Source organism: Amycolatopsis sp. NPDC088138 (genome assembly GCF_044741685.1).
In the GTDB taxonomy this organism is placed as follows: Bacteria; Actinomycetota; Actinomycetes; order Mycobacteriales; family Pseudonocardiaceae; genus Amycolatopsis.
Window position 1 is genome coordinate 383,395 of record NZ_JBIUTB010000003.1, and the last position, 19,301, is coordinate 402,695.

Here is a 19,301-nt window from a genome sequence, read left to right on the forward strand (position 1 = left end):
GCTTCACGGGGGCCATACGCACAGCAATTTCGCAATCGTTAAGCTTCGTGGCACGTCCCTCCATTTCCCCGCCGACGAAGGACACACAGCAGTGACCACTGACAACCACATTGCCGCCCCGTCCTTCGACCGGATGCGCAACATGCTGGTGCGCGCGGCCGAAGTGCGTGAGAGCGAGCAGCAGCAGATCTTCGACGCGCTCGACGACATCTACGCCCGCCTCGCGCCGGTGGACTCGCTGGGCGCGGTCCGCAAGCGGCTCTCCGAGATGCCCGACCGCACCGAGGTCAGCGTCCTGGCCGAGCGCCTCGACGAGACGATGTCCCGGCTGGAGGCCCAGGACAACGCCATCGCCGCGCTGACCCGCGCCGTCGAGAGCATCGTCGACAAGCTGGCCAAGCCGTTCGCGCAGCTCGACGGCCGCCTCGACGGCATGGCCGCGCGCTTCGAAGGCGTCGCGGGCCGGATGGACGGACTCGAGGACAAGCTCCAGAACATCCACCGCCGGATCGACGAGGTCGGCGGCCACCTCGACAAGCAGGACGCGAAGCTCGACTCGATCCCGCAGTCGGTCCTCGGCCCGGTCCGCGAGCGGATCGAGCAGTCCGAGGCGTCGCTGCGCGACCGCGTCGACCACGCCGACCACGAGCTGCGGGGCAAGGTCGACGAGCTGAGCCGCGTCACGCAGGAGCGGATCGGCGAGCTGGACCGCGTCACCGGCGAGCGGATCGGCGCGAACACCGAGGCGCTCAAGGTCGCGCTGACCGAGACCGGCGAGATGATCGACGCCTCGGACCGCCTGGAGAAGCTCGGCAACCGCCTGGAGACGGTCACCACCCGCCTCGACGACCTGGCCGGCCGCCTCGACAAGGTCGAGGACGGCTTCCTCTCCGGCATCGGCGACCTCGACGGCGCGCTCAAGGCCGGGCTGTCCAAGGTCGAGGGCACGCTGTCGAAGCAGCCGGACACCGACTCGGTCGACACGCTGGTCCGCAAGAGCAACGACGAGAGCGTCCGCCGCATCGGCGGCCAGCTCGACGAGGCGATGGCGACGTTCGCGGAGCTGATGCTCGGCGGCGGCCCCGCGGTGCAGCAGATCGCGCCGGCGCCCCCGGCCCCGCGCCAGCCGCGCCGCAGCTCGCGCAACGGCCGCGCGCCGAAGCCGGCCGACGCCAAGGCCAAGCCGGGCGAAGGTTCGGAAGAGCCCACGGAGTAAGCAAGCCCCAGGAGAAGGCCCCCGCCGGTACGCCGGCGGGGGCCTCTTCGTGTCCAGGTCCGTGAAGGCCCCATTGAGGGACTCTGAGTCCCTCAATGGGGCCTTCACGGACTTACGACGTCACTCGGTCGGGTGATCATCTTCGCGATGATCATCACACCGTGCCGCGGATCGTCTCCCGGACGATCGGGTCCGGCGCGGATGCCGCCGAGGCGACCGAGTAGGCGCCTTCCAGCGCCGCCAGGGCGGCGGGGACCGCGGACGGCGTGTCCGTGTGCAGTTCCAGCAGCGGCTCACCCTCGGTGACGGCCTCGCCGGGCTTCGCCAGGCACAGGATGCCGGCCGCGGCCTGCACCGGATCCTCCTTGCGGGCCCGGCCCGCGCCCAGCCGCCACGATGCGACGCCCACCGCGTACGCGTCCAGCGAAGCCAGCACCCCGGAAGCCGGGGCGACCAACGTGTGGACATGAGAAGGAGACGGCAGCGGCGCCGTCGGGTCGCCGCCCTGGGCCGAGATCATCCGGCACCACGTCTCGTACGCCTCGCCCGACGCGAGCACCGCCGCCGGGTCGACGTCCAGGCCGGCCAGCGCCAGCATCTCCCGCGCCAGCGCCAAAGTGAGCGTGACGACGTCCGACGGCCCGCCGCCCTGCAGCACCTCGACCGACTCCGCGACCTCGACCGCGTTGCCGACCGCGCGCCCCAGCGGGACGTTCATGTCGGTCAGCAGCGCCGTCGTCGGGACGCCGTGGTCGACGCCGATCGACGTCAACGTCGAAGCCAAGGTCCGGGCCTGGTCGAGCGTCTTCATGAACGCGCCCGACCCGAACTTCACGTCCAGGACCAGCCCGGACGCACCTTCCGCGATCTTCTTGCTCATGATCGAGCTGGCGATCAGCGGGATCGACTCGACCGTCGACGTCACGTCCCGCAGCGCGTACAGCTTCTTGTCCGCCGGGGCCAGCCCGGCCGTCGCCGCGCAGACCACCGCGCCGACGTCCTCCAGCTGAGCCTGGATCTCCGCCGTGGTCAGGGAAGCGCGCCAGCCGGGGATGGACTCCAGCTTGTCGAGCGTGCCGCCGGTGTGCCCGAGCCCGCGGCCGGACAGCTGCGGCACGGCCGCGCCGCACGCGGCCACCAGCGGCGCGAGCGGCAGCGTGATCTTGTCGCCGACACCCCCCGTCGAGTGCTTGTCGACCGTCGGGCGGGACACGTCCAAGGAGAGCCGTTCACCGGACGCGATCATCGCGCCGGTCCAGCGCGAGATCTCGTCGGAGTCCATACCCCGCAGGAAGATCGCCATCGCCAGCGCCGACATCTGCTCCTCGGCGACCACACCGTGGGTGTAGGCGTCGACGACCCAGTCGATCTGCTCGTCGGTCAACCGGCCGCCGTCCCGCTTGGCGCGGATGACGTCGACGGCCGAAAAAGGCTCAGGGGTGTGCATGCCGTCCATGCTAACCGCGGAAGACGCCGGCGAGCGGAGAACTCAGTTGACTGTGGCACACGTCTTGGGAACGGTCGGCGAGGTGTTCGGCGGATTCAACGTTTCCCAGGTGAGACAGAATTCAGCGCCGCTGGGATAGGAAACCCCGATCCACGCGCTCTGCCGGTCACCGTACTGCAGGGTCTGCTTCTGCGTGCAGATCCGGTCGTACCCGCGGTTGACCCCGTCGTGCTCCACACTTGGCGTGTCACAACCACTGTCGTTGACCTGGGTGACGTTGATCGCGCGCAGCGTGTGCCCGTCCGGCGCCATCTCCAGCTGCAGGCAGCTCTTGATCGAACTGTTCCAGTTGACGTGGCAATTCAGTGTGCCCGCGGACGCCGGGGACGCACCGGCGAATACCGTCAGCGCCGCCAGGAATGGCAGTACCAAAGCCACGCGGAGTATTTTTTTCACGAGAACTCGTCCCTCCTCGATATTTCGGCGGGGACCGTCGAGAATATCCGAAAAGGACTGAAGCAATTTCGACCGTAACACGTGCTCGCGCCGGTCGCAACGCACCGGCGCGAGCACGGGGATCACTCCGGCAGGTCCTCGGGACCGAACGCGTCCGGCAGCACGTCCGACATCGGCAGGATGCCGCTCGGCGTGTCCACCAGGCAAGCGGAACCGCCCAGCTCGAACAGGATCTGACGGCAGCGGCCGCACGGCATCAGCAGGTCACCCGCACCGCTGCGGCAGGCGACGGCGACCAGCCGGCCACCACCGGACAGCCGCAGCTGACCGGCCATCGTGCACTCCGCGCAGAGCCCGAGCCCGTAGGACGCGTTCTCGACGTTGCACCCGGTGACGATGCGGCCGTCGTCGACGATCCCGGCCACGCCGACCAGCAACCCCGAATAAGGCGCATACGCGTGGGAAGCCGCTTCGATCGCGCGAGAACGCAGCGCATCCCAGTCCACTGTGGATACTTCAGGCACTAGTCCTCACCCCGCCGGTACGGCTGGCCGTCGGCCTTCGGCGGCCGCAGCCGCTGCGAGGCGACCGCGAGCACGATCAGCGTCACGAAGTGCGCGGTGTACGGGATCAGGTCCGACGGCAGCGTGTCGTTGGCCCAGTAGATCGCGTACAGCACGCCGGCGCCGACGACGCCGAGCCCGGCCGCGAGCCACTGCTTGCGGAACAGCTGCACCACCACGATCACCACGAGCAGGATGGCCGCGCCGTAGAACAGCGCGAGGACCGCTTCGCCGCCACCGGCGAGCTGCAGGCCGTCGGAGTAACCGAACAGCGCCGCGCCACCGAGCAGCCCGCCGGGCCGCCAGTTGCCGAAGATCATCGCCGCGAGGCCGATGTACCCGCGGCTGTTGGTCTGGTTCTCCAGGTAGTCCGCGCCGCCGTGCAGCAGCACGAGCGACGCGCCGCCCATCCCGGCGAACGCGCCCGAGATCAGCATCGCGACGTACTTGTGCCGGTAGACGTTGATGCCCAGGGACTCCGCGGCCACCGGGTTCTCGCCGCACGAGCGCAGCCGCAGGCCGAAGCGTGTGCGCCACAGCACCCAGAAGCTCACCGGCACCAGGAGGATCGCGATGAGCGTCAGCGGCGCCACCTCGGTGACCAGGCCACGCAGGATGCCGGCGACGTCGGAGATGCCGACGCGCTGCTCCTTCTCCAGATCGGCGAGCCAGTCGGAGACGCCCGCCGCGGAGTACGTGTCGAACTTCGGCACCACCGGCGACTGCCGCGGGTTGCCCGACAGCGGCTCGAAGATCAGGTTCGCCAGGTACTTGGTGACGCCGAGGCCCAGCAGGTTGATCGCGACGCCGGAGACGATGTGGTTGACGTTGAACGTCACCGTCGCCACCGCGTGCAGCAGGCCGCCCAGTGCGCCGAACGCGATCGCGGCCAGCAGACCGGCCCACACCCCGCCGTAGAACGAACCCCAGGCGGCGCCCCACGTGCCGAGGATCATCATGCCCTCGAGACCGATGTTGACCACGCCCGCGCGCTCGGCCCAGAGGCCGCCCAGCGCGCAGAGCAGGATCGGCAACGCCAGCCGCAACGCCGTCTGCGCGGTGTTGGACGACGTCAGCGCCGAGACGCCGGTCGCGTAGGACGTGGTCGAGAGCACGATGATCGCGACGACCGCCCAGATGACCCCGCGGAGCCAGCCGGGGACACGGGGCCGCTTGCGGTGCACCGGCATGGCGCCGGGGCTGCCCGCGTCGGGCCGGGAAACGTCGGTGACGACCATCAGACGGCACCCCCTTCGGCGACCGAAGCGCCCTTGCGGCCGTTGCCGCCGAGTGCGCGGCCGACTCTGCGTTGTTCGGCCGCCAGGTCGGCCCGGCGGACGATTTCGTACGCCACGACGACCGACAGCACGATGATGCCCTGCATGATCGTCGCGATCTCCTTGGACACGTTGATCTGCTCCAGTGATACCGCGGAGGTGTCGAGGAACGACCACAGCAGCGCGCCGAGCGCGATGCCACCGGGGTGGTTGCGGCCGAGCAACGCGACCGCGATGCCGGTGAAGCCGTACATCTGCGTCGAGGTGATCCCGTAGTGGTAGTCGCGGCCGAGCAGCTCGGGCATGGCGACCAGGCCGGCCACCGCGCCGGAGAGGACCATCGCGATGAGCGTCATCTTCTTGGCGTTGACACCGCCGGCCGCGGCCGCGGTGGTGGACTCGCCCGACGCCTTGAGCTCGAACCCGAACCGCGTGCGGTTGAGCATGAACCAGTAGCTGCCCCCGATGAGGGCGGCGATCAGGACGAACCCGAACAGCGTGCCCGAACCGAGCGGGATGCCCGGGATCCGCCCGGAGGGCGCGATGTCCTTGGTACCGAGGTTGTTCCCGCTCAGCACCCCGAACTGGTCGGCGTTGATGAGGAACGCGATGATCCCGCCGACGATCGAGTTCAGCATGATCGTCGAAATGACTTCGCTGACCCCTCGGGTCACCTTCAGCACCGCCGGGATGGCCGCGTAGAACCCGCCGGCGAGGATGGCGACGGCGAGGATGACCACGACGTGGATCACCGGCGGCAGCTTCAGCGCGCCGCCGATGATGGCCGCGACCACCGCGGCGAACCGGTACTGGCCCTCGACCCCGATGTTGAAGAGGTTCATCTGGAAGCCGATGGCGACCGCGAGCCCGGACAGGTAGTACACGGTCGCGAGGTTCACGGTGTCGACCGCGGTCGAGCCCTTGAACATCTGGCCGATCATGGTGCCGTACGCCTGCAGCGGGTCGGCCCCCGAGATGATCAGCGCGATCGCCGACAGCAGCACGGCGAACGCGATCGCCAGCAGCGGTGGCAGCAGTTTCGTGCGCCAGGAGGTCATTCTTCGTCACCCTCTCCTGCGCCGGTCATCGCCGAGCCCAGTTCCTGCGGCGTCACGGTGGCGGGGTCGGCCTCGCTGACGAGCCGCCCGCGCAGCATGACGCGGATCGTGTCGGACAGGCCGATGAGCTCGTCGAGGTCGGCCGAGATCAGCAGCACGGCGAGGCCGGCGGCGCGCGCCTGGCGGATGTTCTCCCAGATCAGCGCCTGCGCGCCGACGTCGACCCCGCGCGTGGGGTGCGAGGCGATGAGCAGGACCGGGTTGCCGGACAGCTCGCGCCCGACGATCAGCTTCTGCTGGTTGCCGCCCGAAAGCGCCGCGGCCGGGACGTCGATCCCCGGCGTGCGGACGTCGTACTCGCGCACGATCCGCTCGGTGTCCGCGCGGGTGCCCGCGATGTCGAGCAACTGTCCTTTGGAGACCGGTTCACGGGTCTGGTAGCCGAGCATCCGGTTGACCCACAACGGTTGTGTCAGCAGCAGGCTGTGCCGCGTGCGGTCCTCGGCGATGTACCCGATGCCGGCTTCGCGACGGGCGAGCGTGCCGGCCTTCGTCAGGTCGCGCGCCGTTCCGTCGGCGTCGACCAGTTCGATGGTGCCGCCGGACGCCTTGCGCATGCCCATGATGGTCTCGACGAGCTCGGTCTGGCCGTTGCCCTCGACCCCGGCGACGCCGAGCACCTCGCCCGCGTGCACGGTGAAGGAGACGTCGTCGAGCGCGTTGCGGTCGGAGCCCTCGGCGCCCAGCGTCAGCCCGGTCAGCCGCAGCACGGCCCGGTCGGTGACGGTGGACTCGCGGGTCTCCGGGCTGGGCAGCTCGGAGCCGACCATCATCTCGGCGAGCTGGCGCGAGGTGATGGTCTTCGGGTCGGCCGTGCCGACGGTGGTGCCGCGCCGGATCACCGTGACGGTGTCGGCGATCGCGCGCACCTCGTCGAGCTTGTGCGAGATGAAGAGGAAGGTGTAACCGTCGGCCTTCATCTCCCGGACGGTCGCGAAGAGCGCGTCGACCTCCTGCGGCACGAGCACCGCGGTCGGCTCGTCCAGGATGATGATCTTGGCGCCGCGGTAGAGCACCTTGACGATCTCGACGCGCTGGCGGTCGGCGACGCCGAGCTCCTCCAGCAGCGTCTCCGGCTTCGCGTGCAGGCCGGTCCGCTGCGCGAGCTCCGCCAGCCGGGCGCGGGCGGCGCGGCCGATGCCGTGCAGGCCCTCGGCGCCGAGGAAGACGTTCTCGCCGACGGTGAGGTTGTCGGCGAGCATGAAGTGCTGGTGCACCATGCCGATGCCGGCGCGGATGGCGTCCTGCGGGTTGCGCAGTCTCACCTCGTCGCCGTTGATCGCGATGGTGCCCTCGTCCGGCGGCTGCATGCCGTAGAGGATCTTCATCAGGGTGGACTTGCCGGCGCCGTTCTCACCACAGATGGCGTGCACCTCGCCGGCGGCGACGGTGAGGTTGACGTCGGAGTTGGCCACCACGCCAGGGAAACGTTTGGTGATCCCGGTCAGCTGGACGGCGGGCACGCCCCGGTCGGGGACGGCCGCGGCCGGGGCCTCGGCAGTGCTCATGGGCGGGAGAGTTCCATCTCTGTCAAAACACGTGAGGGCTCGGAGGGCGCTTGCCCTCCGAGCCCTGCCCGCGTTGTCAGTTACTTCTGCGGCTTGTCCGAAACGGTGATCGCGCCCGAGATGATCTGGGCCTTGTACCCGTCCAGGACGTCCTTGATGTCGTCGACCTTGCCACCGGAGGTGGCGTAACCGACGCCGTCGACCTTGAGGTCGAACCGCTTCGGCAGGGTCGTCAGGTCACCCTTGGCGACGGCCTCGATGTAGGAGAACACCGCGACGTCGACGCGCTTGAGCATGGACGTGATGATGACGTCCTTGTCGGCCGCGACGGTCTTCTGGTTGTACTGGTCGGAGTCGACGCCGATGGCCAGCGCGTTGCCCGACTTGGCGGCGTCGAAGACACCCTTACCGGAGGCGCCGGCGGCGTGGTAGATGACGTCCGCGCCCTTGGCGATCTCGGCCTGCGCCTTCGCGTTGCCCTTCGGCGGGTCCTGGAACCCGGAGAAGTCACCGGCCGGCGTGAGGTACTCGTCCTCGATCTTGATCTTGCTGGAGACGGTCTTCGCACCCTGCAGGTAGCCGGCCTCGAACTTCTGGATCAGCGGGGTGTTGACACCGCCGACGAAGCCGATGTGGCAGCTCTTGCTCTTGTACGCGGCGGCGACGCCGGCCAGGAACGAACCCTGCTCCTCGGCGAAGACCAGCGGCGTCACGTTCGGCAGCGTGATCGAGTCGTCGTCGACGATCGCGAACTTGGTGTTCGGGTACTTGGCCGCGACGGCCTTGACGGAGTCGGCGTAGGCGAAGCCGACCGCGACGATCGGGTTGAGGCCCTGCGAAGCCATCTGCTCGAGACGCTGCTGCTTGGCCGACTCGGCCTCGCTGGCGGACGCGGTGCTCTCGTTGACCGTCGTCACGCCCAGGTCGGACTTGGCCTTGTCGGTACCCGCGGCGGCGGCGTCGTTGAAGGACGCGTCACCCCGGCCGCCGACGTCGAAGGCCAGGCCGATCTTCAGCTGGCTGCCGTCGACCTTGCCACCGGTGGCGGCGGTGCTGCTCGCCACGGCGGGCGCGGCGGGCGGCTTCTGCGCGGTCACGCAGTCCGAACCGCCCGACGAAGGCGCGGCGCTGTTGTTGCTGCTGCCACCGCTCGAGTCCTTGGCGCACCCGGCCAGGGTGAGCACCCCGGCCATGGCCACGGCGGCCAGCGCGGTTCCACGCATGCGACGCAACGTGTGTCTCCCTCCCCGCTGATCCAGCGGATGGTCAAGGGCGCGTCCCGGCCCAACTGCCGGGTCGACCGCCAGACCGTACCCAACGGACAGGAATGCGCCATAGGAAAGGCACGCTACGTAACACAAACGTTTACTCACGAGTCGCACGCGCGACCGGATGTATACCCAACGTGATCATCGGGCTAGCCGCTCGCCACTTTCGCCGGGTTCGCGGGGGTCGGGACGGCCAAAATGCCGCCGGACGTCACCGATTGTGCCGGGCGTCCGTGATCGACGGCCAGCACGGTCACCCTGTGAGACGACGGGCTCAAGGGCCGGACGCGGCGCTTGGACGCTGGGCCTGGACCACGGTCGGTGATCGTCGCGAAGGTCTTGGCAGCGGATTGGAACCGCCCGCCTCACTGGACCCGGATTGCCACCCCGTACATCGGGGCGCTGCTCAGCTTCACCCCGCACACCTGGCGGCCACCGCCCGCAGCCCGCCGCTACAGGTGCTCCCTCACACCTCCCGCACCACCCGAGCTTTGATCCGCGTCCGGCGGCCGACTGCCCGGCGCCACCCCTCCGCACCCGGGGCCCCTGCCCGGAGCCCGCCGCCGCGCAACCACCCGAAACCACTCCCGCCTCCACCCAGCCGCCCGCATGCCCCTGGCGCCACCTCCGCACCCGCCGACCACTGCCTCGCGCCTGCCGCCATGGGCACCACCCCAGCCCTCCGGCAAACCGGGTCACCGCCCGAACCACTCGCGCCTTACATCCGACTGCCCGCCGCCTGCGGGCACCACTCTCAGCGCCCTCGCGACCGCCGCCATCAGCCCTCCGCAGACCGGCGTCACCACCCGAAGCCACTCGAGCCTTCATCCACGCCCGACACCCGACCGCCCGTCAGCACTCGGCGCCTCCATCCGCATCCGGCGGCCACTGCCGCGAGCGCGCCACCACGGGCACCACCCCAGCCCTCACCACCTGCCCGCCGAAACCTCGTGCGCGTTCGTGCGCGACGTGAGACCCACAGCCACCACCCGACCGGGCGTCCTCCGAGCGAGCGAACCGACCCCACAACGCCACCCAGCGTCCACAGTGGACCCCGATCGGCTGTGACGGCGCCCACATCGCGACACCGGCGCCGCAGGTGGAGGCGATACCCGCTGCGGCGCCCCGAAAGCCGTCACCCGTGTGCTCCAGACCACACCGCCGGGTGGCCCTGGCCCCACTCCGGTGTCTGGTCCATCACAGAGGGGAACCCGGAGGTAAGCCGTCCGTCCGAGGCGGGTCTAGCATCCTTTGCATCCACGCTCGATGACCCTTGATCTCGGCATTGCCGCCGTAGTTCGTCCCCAGTGGACCAGCGACGATCAGTGCGGACCTCACCGGTCACCCGGGCACAAGTCAGACGTTGGAGGCCGTTCACCGATGTCCACCACGGCGAGCACTGCCCCGGAGGCAGGGGCGAGCGATCGGGCGGGTGCCTCACGCCGGCAGGGGACCTTCTACCGGGGCGACCCCGGCATGTGGTCCTGGGTGCTGCACCGCATCACCGGCGTGCTCACGTTCTTCTTCCTGTTCGTGCACGTGCTCGACACCGCGCTGGTGCGCGTGTCGCCGAACACCTACGACCAGGTCATCGAGACCTACAAGACCCCGATCGTCAACCTCCTCGAGGTGGGCCTGGTCGGCGCGGTGCTGTTCCACGCGCTCAACGGCATCCGCGTCATGCTGGTCGACTTCTGGTCGAAGGGCCCGAAGCTGCAGAAGGCGATGCTGTGGGTGATCGGCGTGGTCTGGGTCGTCGTGATGGTCCCCGGTGCGTTCTTCATGCTGAAGCGCACCGTCGAAACGCTCTTCGGGGGTAACTGACATGGCCGACCTCGCCCTCGCGAACCCCCGCGCCCCGAAGCGCCCCGCCGCCCGCCGCAGCAACTTCGAGCTCTACAGCTGGCTGTTCATGCGGATCTCCGGCCTGGCGCTGATCATCCTGGTGCTGGGCCACCTGCTGATCATGAACATCCTCGACGGCGGTGTGCACCGGATCAACTGGGGCTTCGTCGCCGGCCGCTGGGCGTCCCCGTTCTGGCAGTTCTGGGACCTGGCGATGCTCTGGCTCGCCGAGATCCACGGCGGCAACGGGCTGCGCACCATCATCGACGACTACGCCCGCAAGGACAGCACGCGGTTCTGGCTGAAGATCCTGCTGTACGTGTCCATGGTCCTGATCCTGGCCGTCGGCACCATGGTGATCTTCACGTTCGACCCGAACATGCCCGCGAACTGAAGCCCGGAGACCTCCCACCATGCAGTTCCACAAGTACGACGTGGTGATCGTCGGCGCCGGTGGCGCCGGGATGCGCGCGGCCATCGAGTCCGGCCAGCGCGCCCGCACCGCGGTCCTCACCAAGCTCTACCCGACCCGGTCCCACACCGGCGCGGCCCAGGGCGGCATGTGCGCCGCGCTGGCGAACGTCGAAGAGGACAACTGGGAGTGGCACACCTTCGACACGATCAAGGGCGGCGACTACCTGGTCGACCAGGACGCCGCGGAGATCATGGCGAAGGAGGCCATCGACGCGGTCCTCGACCTCGAGAAGATGGGCCTGCCGTTCAACCGCACGCCCGAGGGCAAGATCGACCAGCGCCGCTTCGGCGGGCACACCCGTGACCACGGCAAGGCCGCGGTGCGCCGCGCCTGCTACGCTGCGGACCGCACCGGCCACATGATCCTGCAGACGCTCTACCAAAACTGCGTCAAGTACGGCACGGAGTTCTTCAACGAGTTCTACGTGCTCGACCTCGTCACCAGCCCGGACGAGGACGGCAACCCGGTCGCGTCCGGCGTCGTCGCCTACGAGCTGGCCACCGGCGAGCTGCACGTCTTCCAGGCGAAGTCGATCGTGTTCGCCACCGGCGGCGCGGGCAAGATCTTCAAGACGACGTCGAACGCGCACACCCTCACCGGTGACGGTCTCGGCATCATCTTCCGCAAGGGCCTGCCGCTGGAGGACATGGAGTTCTTCCAGTTCCACCCGACCGGCCTCGCCGGCCTGGGCATCCTGATCTCCGAAGCCGTCCGAGGCGAGGGCGGGATCCTGCGCAACGCGTCCGGCGAGCGGTTCATGGAGCGCTACGCCCCCACCATCAAGGACCTGGCGCCGCGCGACATCGTGGCGCGCTCGATGGTGCAGGAGGTGCTGCAGGGGCGCGGGTGCGGCCCGAACAAGGACTACGTCGTCCTGGACGTCACGCACATCCCCGAGGAGACGCTGAACGCGAAGCTCCCGGACATCATGGAGTTCTCCCGGACCTACCTGGGCGTCGACCCGGTCAAGGAGCCGGTGCCGGTGTTCCCGACCTGCCACTACGTGATGGGCGGCATCCCGACCAACATCCACGGCGAAGCGCTGCGGGACAACGAGAACGTCATCCCCGGCCTGTACGCCGCGGGCGAGGTCGCGTGCGTGTCCGTGCACGGCTCGAACCGCCTGGGCACGAACTCGCTGCTGGACATCAACGTCTTCGGCCGCCGCGCCGGCATCGCCGCCGCGGAGTACGCGCTGTCGCACGAGCACGTCGAACTGCCGGAGAACCCGACTACGGTGGTCGAGGAGCAGCTGGCGGGCCTGCTGTCGGAGCACGGTGACGAGCGCGTCGCCGACATCCGCAAGGAAATGCAGCAGACGATGGACTCGCACGCGTCGGTGTACCGGACCGAGGACACGCTGAAGCAGGCGCTGACCGACATCCAGGGGCTGAAGGCCCGCTACGAGCGGATCACCGTGGCGGACAAGGGCAAGCGGTACAACACCGATCTGCTCGAGGCCGTCGAGCTGGGCTTCCTGCTGGAGCTGGCCGAGGTGCTGGTCGTCGGCGCGATCGCGCGCAAGGAGTCCCGCGGCGGCCACGCCCGCGAGGACTACCCGACCCGCGACGACACGAACTTCATGCGGCACACCATGGCGTACAAGCAGGGCTCCGAGCTCGCTTCGGACATCCGGCTGGACTACAAGCCCGTTACCTTCACCCGCTACGAACCGATGGAGCGGAAGTACTGATGACTGCCATTGCCGAAGCTCCTTCGTCTTCCGCTTCCGACGAGCACACGCCGATCACCGTCACGCTGAAGATCCTCCGGTTCAACCCGGAGGTGGATTCGGAGCCGCACTGGGAGTCCTACGAGGTCCCGGCGCAGCGCACCGACCGGCTGCTGAACCTGCTGTTCTACGTCAAGGACTACCTCGACGGCACGTTCTCGTTCCGCCGCTCGTGCGCCCACGGCGTGTGTGGTTCGGACGCGATGCAGATCAACGGCATCAACCGGCTGGCGTGCAAGGTCCTGATGAAGGACCTGCTGTCGTCGTCCGGCAAGCCGACGACGATCACGATCGCCCCGATCAAGGGCCTGACGACGTTGAAGGACCTCTACGTCGACATGGACCCGTTCTTCGAGGCGTACCGCGCGATCAAGCCGTACCTGATCACGTACGGCAACGAGCCGACGCGCGAGCGCATCCAGTCGCAGGCCGACCGCGACCGCTTCGACGACACGACGAAGTGCATCCTGTGCGCTTGCTGCACATCTTCCTGCCCGGTGTACTGGAACGACGGCTCGTACTTCGGCCCGGCGGCGATCGTGAACGCGCACCGCTTCATCTTCGACTCCCGCGACGAAGGCGCCGAAGAACGCCTGGACATCCTGAACGACGGCGAGGGCGTGTGGCGCTGCCGCACCACGTTCAACTGCACGGACGCCTGCCCCCGAGGCATCCAGGTGACAAAGGCGATCCAGGAAGTAAAGCGAGCCCTGCTCTTCAAGCGCGTCTGACGCTTTCTCCCGCAGCTCCAAAGCCGTGAATGGCCCATTGAGGGACTTAGAGTCCCTCAATGGGCCATTCACGGCTTTCCGGGTTATCCACATGGGGTGGGTTATCCACAGGGGCGCTGATCAAGACTGGCGCGAGCGAAGGTTGGTGCCGCACGATCGGATCATGCCGAGACGAGGGCGATGGGCCGAGCACCCTGAACTGCTCAGAGAGCGAAGCCGGGACGGCGTGATCAGGGCGATCACACTGGAATCGTTGGGCCTGAGCAGCAAGGTCATCTACCGGAGGTGCCTGCCCAGCGGTCCCTGGCAACGCTTGCTGCCAGGAGTCATCCTGCTGCACAACACCACACCGTCGAGGCGCGAACAGCTCCTGGCTGCCCTGCTGTACGGCGGGCCAAGATCCATGATCACCGGCGCGACGGCTTGCCGACAGTACGGTCTCCGTGTGCCCGCCGCGTTCTCACCAGACGACGTGCACCTGCTGATTCACCAGCAGCACAAGGCATTGAGCAGCGAGTACGTGACTGTCGAGCGCACCTGGCGGTTGCCGGCTCCGCACGTGCGCCAAGACATTCCCCTGGCGCCACTCGTCCGTGCGGTCACGGACGCGACACGCCGGATCCGGACCGAAGAACCGATCGGCGAACTCCTCGTGGAGGCGATCCAGCGCGGAAGGTGCTCGCCGACGGCAATCGCTGCGGAATTGGATCGCGGAACCAAGCGCGGCACCGCACTGCCGCGCAGACTCCTTGCGGAATGGCTCGATCTTCGATCGGTCGCCGAAGCGCGGGCCAAGGAACTGAGCAAGCGCCTATCGGTTCCCCCGACGCACTGGAACCCGGTGATCCGTGACGCGATGGGGAACTACATCGGCCGACCTGATGGGTGGTGGGAGGACGTTGCACTGGCCTGGGAAATCGATTCCGTCGACTTTCACTTCTCCCGTGACGACTATGCCCGGACCCTACAGCGGAACACCAGATACGCGGCCGCTGGAATCACGGTGGTCCCGACCCTCCCGTCTCGCCTGAGAGACGACCCAGGCGGAGTCGTGCAAGAGCTCGAAGCCGCCTATCGAGCGGCAGCAGCTCGGCCACGCCCGCCCGTCCTCCTGGCACAAGAGGCGGCTTGAGCACTGCCGTGAATGGCCCATTGAGGGACTTAGAGTCCCTCAATGGGCCATTCACGGCAGTCGGAGCTTGGGAGCTGCGGGAGCGGGTTAGTGGACTGCGTCCAGGGCGTTTACCAGGCCGTGGCCGTAGTAGGAGTTGTCTCGTGCCGGGCCTGTGCACGTCGCCTCGGTGGTGGGGCACGAAACCGGGTCCGCTTCGCCCGTCAGGAAGCGGGACAGCAGCTGCGGTGGGATGCCGCGGAAGCGGGATGCCAGCAAAGCAGCGACACCCGCCGCGTGCGGGGACGCCATTGAGGTGCCGCACTTCGAGCCGTACAGGCCGCCGAAGACCGTTGATGACAGCGGGCAGGACGGGCCAGCGCCGGCGGGGGGTGTTTGGGCGAAGTCGCCGCCGGGGGCTGTTACGTCGATTGAGCCGTAGTTGCTGAACGACGACTTCGTGCCCGCGTAGCCCACCGAGGACACCGTCACCACTCCGTCGATCGCCTTCGGGAGGATGCCGCACGTCTTGTCCACCGGGTGGGGGCGGTTCGGGTCCGTGGTCTGCGTTGTCGTGTCGAAGCCCGAGTTGCCGGCCGCCGAGACGTTCAGGACTCCGTGGTGCGTCGAGTAGGTGATCGCGCGACGGACCGCTTCGTACGCCGCGGCGTCGCCCGGCTCCTTCGAGCAGAAGAACATGCCCGGGTCGATGTAGTAGCTGTTGTTCGTCACCGGGAAGCCGTGCTTCGCCGCCCAGACGAAGCCGCAGACCGCCGACTCCGGGAAGATGTAACCGTCGTCGTTGACGACCTTCACCGAGGCCAGGCGAACACCCGGCGCGATGCCCGTGAAGCCCGCCGCCGGGTCCTTGCCCGCGATCGTGCCCGCCACGTGCGTTCCGTGGTCGGACGTCGTGGGGGCCCACGACGCCGGCGAAAGGTCCGGCGCGCCCGTGATGCAGCCCGCGGACTCCGACGGCGAGATCGCGGCCTTGAGCGCCGGGTGCGTGGCGTCGATGCCCGAATCCAGCACGCCGACCGTCACCGAACGGCTGCCCTGGTACTTCTTGTTCGCCTCGGGCGCGTGGATCGCCTTCATGTCCCACTGCTGCGCCGACAGGTCACCCTCGGCGGCCACCGACTGGGTGTCCTCCAGCGTCCGGACCGCCCCCAGGGAGGACCGGGCAGCACCAGCGGAAGCCACGTCCTTGCCGCCCGAGTAAGCCCGGTAGACGCCGATCTTCTGCTGGAAGTCCGCGTTGCGCGAGCTGGCGATCGCGACGCCGATTTCGCCGTAGTACGCCACCTTCGTGCCGCACTTCGCGGCCAGCTCCTTGTCGACGGCCGACGCGCGCGTGCCCGGCTGGTAGGTGACGACGTACGTGTAGGCCGTGCTCGTGGTGTCGCAGGCGACCGGGGCGGCCTCGGCGGCCGGGGCGACGGCCAGCAGGCCACCTCCGACGACCAGCGCCAGCGGAGCCGCCATTCGGCGTAAACGGGACATTCCACCTCCATGTTCGGTGGCGTCAACCTAAGCCAGCCCGAAACCGGGCGCCACCGACCAAAGGTGGACAACCCTCAGGCGGCCCGCGCCGCCCGGAAGCCGCGCCAGCCCAGGATCCCGATGAGCGTCCCCAGCACGAACGACACGACGGTCAGCACGGCGTGCACCACGAAGTACGCGGTCGGCGAGCCGTCGGGCGTCCAAGACTGGTCGCTCGCCCAGAGGTTCTTGGCGAAGGTGATCCAGATGATCCACGACCAGACGCCGAAGGCCAGCAGGAACAGTGAGGTGCGCCGGGAAATCCGCATGCCCCTGAGTATGCGCGGGCGGCAACGACGCTAGATTGCGTGGGTGCACTCCGTCGCCTCCCGGTCGCTCAAGGTCTTCACGACGACGCTCACCGCCGGTCTCCTGGCCATGGGCACGCCGGTCCTCGCGGCCGCCGCGCCGCCGCAGGGAGCGCAGTGCGCGAACCACCAAGCGCCGCCGCCCGCGGTCGACACGTCGGAGAAGCCGGCCCCCGGCCGGGTGGCGCCCGCGCCGCTGCCGGTGCCCCAGGCGCCGGTCGGCGGCCCGCGGCTGGCCGAGTGCGGCCTCATCACCCCGAACGGCGCGCTCAACCCGCCGGAGGGCAACACCGCCGCGTCCTGGGTGGTGCAGGACCTCGACACCGGCGCGGTCATCGCGGCCAAGGACCCGCACGCCCGGCAGCGGCCGGCGTCGCTCATCAAGACGCTGCTCGCGCTCGTCGTCGTCACCCAGCTGAAGCCCGAGCAGGTGCTCGTCGCGACGAAGGAGGACGCCGAGCAGGAGTGCACCTGCGTCGGCATCGTCGCCGGCGGGAGCTACACCGTCGACCAGCTGCTGCACGGCCTGCTGATGCACTCGGGCAACGACGTCGCGCACGCGTTCGCCACGGCGCTCGGCGGGGTCGACGCCACGGTGACGAAGATGAACGCGCTGGCCGCCCGCATCGGCGCCCTCGACACCCGCGCCGCGACGCCGTCGGGGCTGGACGGGCCGGGCATGTCGACGTCGGCCTACGACCTGAGCCTGATCTTCCACTACGCGATGAAGCAGCCGGAGTTCGCGAAGACCGTCGCGACCAAGGACTTCGAGATCCCGCCCGTCGGCGGCAAACCGGCCATCCCGGTCTACAACGACAACAAGCTGCTCGGCGTCTACCCGGGCTTCCTCGGCGGCAAGACCGGCTTCACCGACGACGCCCGCCACACCTACGTCGGCGCGGCGCAGCAGAAGGGCAAGCGGCTCGCCGTCGTCATGCTGCGGGCCGAACAGAAGCCGACCAAGGTCGTCGACCAGGCCGGGAAGCTGCTCGACTACGGCTTCGCGCTGGAGGCCGACCACGCCGAGCCGGTCGGCCGGATCACCTACCAGTCCCCCGCCGCGACGCCCGAGAGCGGCGAACCGACGATCCTCCCCGACGGCAGCACCGCGACCAACAGCGGCACGTCCACCGCGGCGGCCGCCAAGGACGACCCGTTCGGCGTCACCGGCTGGATCATCACCCTGGTGGTGTTCCTGATCATCGTCGGCGCGTTCGTGGTCGGGCACCAGCGCAAGAAGGCCGAAGGGAACTAGCGGAACGCGGGCCCGAGCTCCGGCGTCACCTTGTCGGTGGCGATCGCGCCGCCGCAGTGCCCGCAGGCCACGTAGGTCTCGGTGATCTCGCCGCAGTCGTTGTGCCGCAACAGGATCGGCGGCCCGTCCGGCCCGGCGAGGTGCTTGTCACCCCACTGCATGAGCGTGACGACGGCGCCGAACAGGTCACGTCCGGCCTGCGTCAGGTGGTACTCCGGCCGGTCCGGAGTCGACTCGACGCGCGACAGCACGCCCGCTTCGACGAGTGTCTTCAGCCGCGCGGACAACGTCGGGCGCGGGATCGACAGGTTGCGCGCGAACTCGCCGTAGCGCCGGACGCCGAAGAACGACTCGCGCAGGATCAGCAGGCTCCACCGCTCCCCGACCAGGTCGAGCGCCCGGCCGACCGAGTCCGCCGTGAACCGGTGCCGGAGGTCGGTCACAGCGCCAGCACCAGCTTGCCGGTGTTCTCGCCGCGGAACAGCTTCAGCAGCGTCTCCGGGAACTTCGCGATCCCGCCCGTTACGACGTCTTCGCGCGCCTTCAGCTGGCCTTCGCGCACCCAGCCGGCCAGCGCCTCGATCGCCTCCGGGTACCGGTCGGCGTAGTCGGAGAAGACGAACCCGGTCATGGACGCGCGCCGCACCAGCAGCTGCATGTAGTTGGCCGGACCACGCGGGCCTTCAGTGCTGTTGTACTGCGAAACCGCGCCGCTCAGCACGATCCGGGCGCCGCGCGCGAGCCGGGCGAGCGCCGCTTCCAGGACGTCGCCGCCGACGTTGTCGAAGAAGACGTCGATGCCGTCCGGCGCGTGCTCCTTCAGGTCCGCGCGGAGGTTCCCGGCGCGGTGGTCGACGGCGGCGTCGAAGCCGTACTCCTCGACGAGCGTCCGGCACTTCTCCGCCCCGCCTGCGATGCCGACGACGCGGCAGCCGTGGATCTTCGCGAGCTGGCCGGTGACGATGCCGACCGACCCGGCCGCGGCCGACACCACGACGGTCTGGCCCGGCTCCGGGCGGCCGACGTCGAAGAGCCCGAAGTACGCGGTGATCCCGCTGATGCCGAGCGTCCCGAGGAACGTCGGCGCCGGGGCGAGCGACGTGTCGACGACCTGCACGTCCGTGCCGTCCGAGACGGCGAAGTTCTGCACGCCGAACGTGCCGAACACGCTCTGCCCGGCCTTGAACCCGGGGTGGTTCGACTCGACGACCTCCGCGATCCCGGCCGCGCGCATGACCTCGCCGATCCCGACCGGCGGCACGTACGACCGGCCCGGGTTCATCCAGGTGCGCATCGCCGGGTCCAGCGAGAGGTACTTGACCTCGACCAGGAACTCGCCGTCACCGGGCGACGGGACGGCGTCCTCGGTGTACTGCCAGTCCTCGTCCTTCGGCAGGCCGGACGGCCGGGCGGCGAGGCGGTACTGGGCGTTGACGGGCACGGGACTCC

The 19,301-nt window shown here is 69.1% G+C and carries 18 protein-coding genes; 7 read left to right on the forward strand and 11 right to left on the reverse strand.

Annotated features, from left to right (window positions below; genetic code table 11):
• Positions 1–91: 91 nt before the first annotated feature.
• Positions 92–1,216: a PA containing protein gene (locus tag ACIOD2_RS16745; protein WP_400538723.1), complete on the forward strand. Its 1,125-nt coding sequence runs from the start codon at positions 92–94 to the stop codon at positions 1,214–1,216.
• A gap of 154 nt (positions 1,217–1,370) precedes the next feature.
• Here the strand turns inward: ACIOD2_RS16745 and ACIOD2_RS16750 are convergent, their stop codons facing one another.
• The 7 genes from ACIOD2_RS16750 to ACIOD2_RS16780 form a co-directional block, all read right to left on the reverse strand.
• Positions 1,371–2,663 carry a thymidine phosphorylase gene (locus tag ACIOD2_RS16750; RefSeq protein ID WP_400538725.1) on the reverse strand — a complete coding sequence of 431 codons (1,293 nt, stop codon included), beginning with the start codon at positions 2,661–2,663 and terminating at the stop codon, positions 1,371–1,373.
• A gap of 42 nt (positions 2,664–2,705) precedes the next feature.
• Positions 2,706–3,245: a hypothetical protein gene (locus ACIOD2_RS16755; RefSeq protein WP_400538727.1), complete on the reverse strand. Its 540-nt coding sequence runs from the start codon at positions 3,243–3,245 to the stop codon at positions 2,706–2,708.
• Positions 3,242–3,643, reverse strand: coding sequence for a cytidine deaminase (locus ACIOD2_RS16760; protein ID WP_400538729.1), 402 nt, complete (start codon positions 3,641–3,643; stop codon positions 3,242–3,244). Before ACIOD2_RS16760 ends, ACIOD2_RS16755 begins: the two co-directional genes overlap by 4 nt.
• The gene (locus tag ACIOD2_RS16765) at positions 3,643–4,920 is read right to left on the reverse strand and encodes an ABC transporter permease (RefSeq protein WP_400538731.1); all 1,278 of its coding nucleotides are present in this window, start codon (positions 4,918–4,920) and stop codon (positions 3,643–3,645) included. The genes ACIOD2_RS16760 and ACIOD2_RS16765 overlap by 1 nt, the downstream gene beginning before the upstream one ends.
• Positions 4,920–6,017 carry an ABC transporter permease gene (locus ACIOD2_RS16770; protein ID WP_400538733.1) on the reverse strand — a complete coding sequence of 366 codons (1,098 nt, stop codon included), beginning with the start codon at positions 6,015–6,017 and terminating at the stop codon, positions 4,920–4,922. The genes ACIOD2_RS16765 and ACIOD2_RS16770 overlap by 1 nt, the downstream gene beginning before the upstream one ends.
• A complete protein-coding gene (locus ACIOD2_RS16775) occupies positions 6,014–7,585 on the reverse strand; it encodes an ABC transporter ATP-binding protein (RefSeq protein ID WP_400538735.1) in 1,572 nt (523 codons plus the stop codon). The genes ACIOD2_RS16770 and ACIOD2_RS16775 overlap by 4 nt, the downstream gene beginning before the upstream one ends.
• Before the next feature lie 80 nt (positions 7,586–7,665).
• Positions 7,666–8,808 carry a BMP family protein gene (locus ACIOD2_RS16780; RefSeq protein WP_400538737.1) on the reverse strand — a complete coding sequence of 381 codons (1,143 nt, stop codon included), beginning with the start codon at positions 8,806–8,808 and terminating at the stop codon, positions 7,666–7,668.
• A 1,425-nt stretch (positions 8,809–10,233) separates the two neighbouring features.
• On the opposite strand from ACIOD2_RS16780, the gene sdhC reads away from it, so the two are divergent.
• The 5 genes from sdhC to ACIOD2_RS16805 all read left to right on the forward strand — a co-directional run bounded on the left by sdhC (position 10,234) and on the right by ACIOD2_RS16805 (position 14,768).
• Positions 10,234–10,677 carry a succinate dehydrogenase, cytochrome b556 subunit gene (gene sdhC, locus ACIOD2_RS16785; RefSeq protein WP_285456018.1) on the forward strand — a complete coding sequence of 148 codons (444 nt, stop codon included), beginning with the start codon at positions 10,234–10,236 and terminating at the stop codon, positions 10,675–10,677.
• 1 nt (position 10,678) lies between these two features.
• On the forward strand, positions 10,679–11,092 hold the full coding sequence (locus ACIOD2_RS16790) for a succinate dehydrogenase hydrophobic membrane anchor subunit (RefSeq protein ID WP_247060758.1): 414 nt from the start codon (positions 10,679–10,681) through the stop codon (positions 11,090–11,092).
• Positions 11,093–11,111: 19 nt separating this feature from the next.
• Positions 11,112–12,866, forward strand: a complete 1,755-nt coding sequence (gene sdhA, locus ACIOD2_RS16795) for a succinate dehydrogenase flavoprotein subunit (RefSeq protein WP_400538740.1) — start codon at positions 11,112–11,114, stop codon at positions 12,864–12,866.
• Positions 12,866–13,636 carry a succinate dehydrogenase iron-sulfur subunit gene (locus ACIOD2_RS16800; protein ID WP_328445266.1) on the forward strand — a complete coding sequence of 257 codons (771 nt, stop codon included), beginning with the start codon at positions 12,866–12,868 and terminating at the stop codon, positions 13,634–13,636. Before sdhA ends, ACIOD2_RS16800 begins: the two co-directional genes overlap by 1 nt.
• Before the next feature lie 253 nt (positions 13,637–13,889).
• Positions 13,890–14,768, forward strand: a complete 879-nt coding sequence (locus ACIOD2_RS16805) for a hypothetical protein (RefSeq protein ID WP_400538742.1) — start codon at positions 13,890–13,892, stop codon at positions 14,766–14,768.
• A gap of 87 nt (positions 14,769–14,855) precedes the next feature.
• On the opposite strand, the gene ACIOD2_RS16810 is transcribed toward ACIOD2_RS16805, so the two are convergent.
• Both ACIOD2_RS16810 and ACIOD2_RS16815 read right to left on the reverse strand, forming a co-directional pair.
• Complete coding sequence (locus ACIOD2_RS16810; protein WP_400538744.1) at positions 14,856–16,250, reverse strand: S8 family peptidase; 1,395 nt, start codon at positions 16,248–16,250, stop codon at positions 14,856–14,858.
• Positions 16,251–16,324: 74 nt separating this feature from the next.
• Positions 16,325–16,558, reverse strand: a complete 234-nt coding sequence (locus ACIOD2_RS16815; RefSeq protein ID WP_400538746.1) for an SCO4848 family membrane protein — start codon at positions 16,556–16,558, stop codon at positions 16,325–16,327.
• Positions 16,559–16,601: 43 nt separating this feature from the next.
• On the opposite strand from ACIOD2_RS16815, the gene ACIOD2_RS16820 reads away from it, so the two are divergent.
• Positions 16,602–17,852 (forward strand): D-alanyl-D-alanine carboxypeptidase family protein, encoded by a 1,251-nt coding sequence (locus ACIOD2_RS16820; protein WP_400538748.1) that lies wholly within the window; start codon positions 16,602–16,604, stop codon positions 17,850–17,852.
• Here the strand turns inward: ACIOD2_RS16820 and ACIOD2_RS16825 are convergent.
• Positions 17,849–18,295 carry a winged helix-turn-helix transcriptional regulator gene (locus ACIOD2_RS16825; protein ID WP_400538750.1) on the reverse strand — a complete coding sequence of 149 codons (447 nt, stop codon included), beginning with the start codon at positions 18,293–18,295 and terminating at the stop codon, positions 17,849–17,851. The two genes, ACIOD2_RS16820 and ACIOD2_RS16825, sit on opposite strands and share 4 nt — an antisense overlap.
• Entirely contained in the window at positions 18,292–19,293 is a 1,002-nt protein-coding gene (locus ACIOD2_RS16830) for an NADP-dependent oxidoreductase (RefSeq protein WP_400538752.1), read from the reverse strand. Before ACIOD2_RS16830 ends, ACIOD2_RS16825 begins: the two co-directional genes overlap by 4 nt.
• Positions 19,294–19,301: the final 8 nt, after the last annotated feature.

Coding starts and splice junctions, on each gene's coding strand:
- ACIOD2_RS16815 (WP_400538746.1), bottom strand. CDS start 16,558: ATGCGGATTTCCCGGCGCACCTCACTGTTCCTGCTGGCCTTCGGCGTC.
- ACIOD2_RS16770 (WP_400538733.1), bottom strand. CDS start 6,017: ATGACCTCCTGGCGCACGAAACTGCTGCCACCGCTGCTGGCGATCGCG.
- ACIOD2_RS16775 (WP_400538735.1), bottom strand. CDS start 7,585: ATGAGCACTGCCGAGGCCCCGGCCGCGGCCGTCCCCGACCGGGGCGTG.
- ACIOD2_RS16810 (WP_400538744.1), bottom strand. CDS start 16,250: ATGTCCCGTTTACGCCGAATGGCGGCTCCGCTGGCGCTGGTCGTCGGA.
- ACIOD2_RS16800 (WP_328445266.1), top strand. CDS start 12,866: ATGACTGCCATTGCCGAAGCTCCTTCGTCTTCCGCTTCCGACGAGCAC.
- ACIOD2_RS16780 (WP_400538737.1), bottom strand. CDS start 8,808: ATGCGTGGAACCGCGCTGGCCGCCGTGGCCATGGCCGGGGTGCTCACC.
- sdhA (WP_400538740.1), top strand. CDS start 11,112: ATGCAGTTCCACAAGTACGACGTGGTGATCGTCGGCGCCGGTGGCGCC.
- ACIOD2_RS16750 (WP_400538725.1), bottom strand. CDS start 2,663: ATGCACACCCCTGAGCCTTTTTCGGCCGTCGACGTCATCCGCGCCAAG.
- ACIOD2_RS16790 (WP_247060758.1), top strand. CDS start 10,679: ATGGCCGACCTCGCCCTCGCGAACCCCCGCGCCCCGAAGCGCCCCGCC.
- sdhC (WP_285456018.1), top strand. CDS start 10,234: ATGTCCACCACGGCGAGCACTGCCCCGGAGGCAGGGGCGAGCGATCGG.
- ACIOD2_RS16765 (WP_400538731.1), bottom strand. CDS start 4,920: ATGGTCGTCACCGACGTTTCCCGGCCCGACGCGGGCAGCCCCGGCGCC.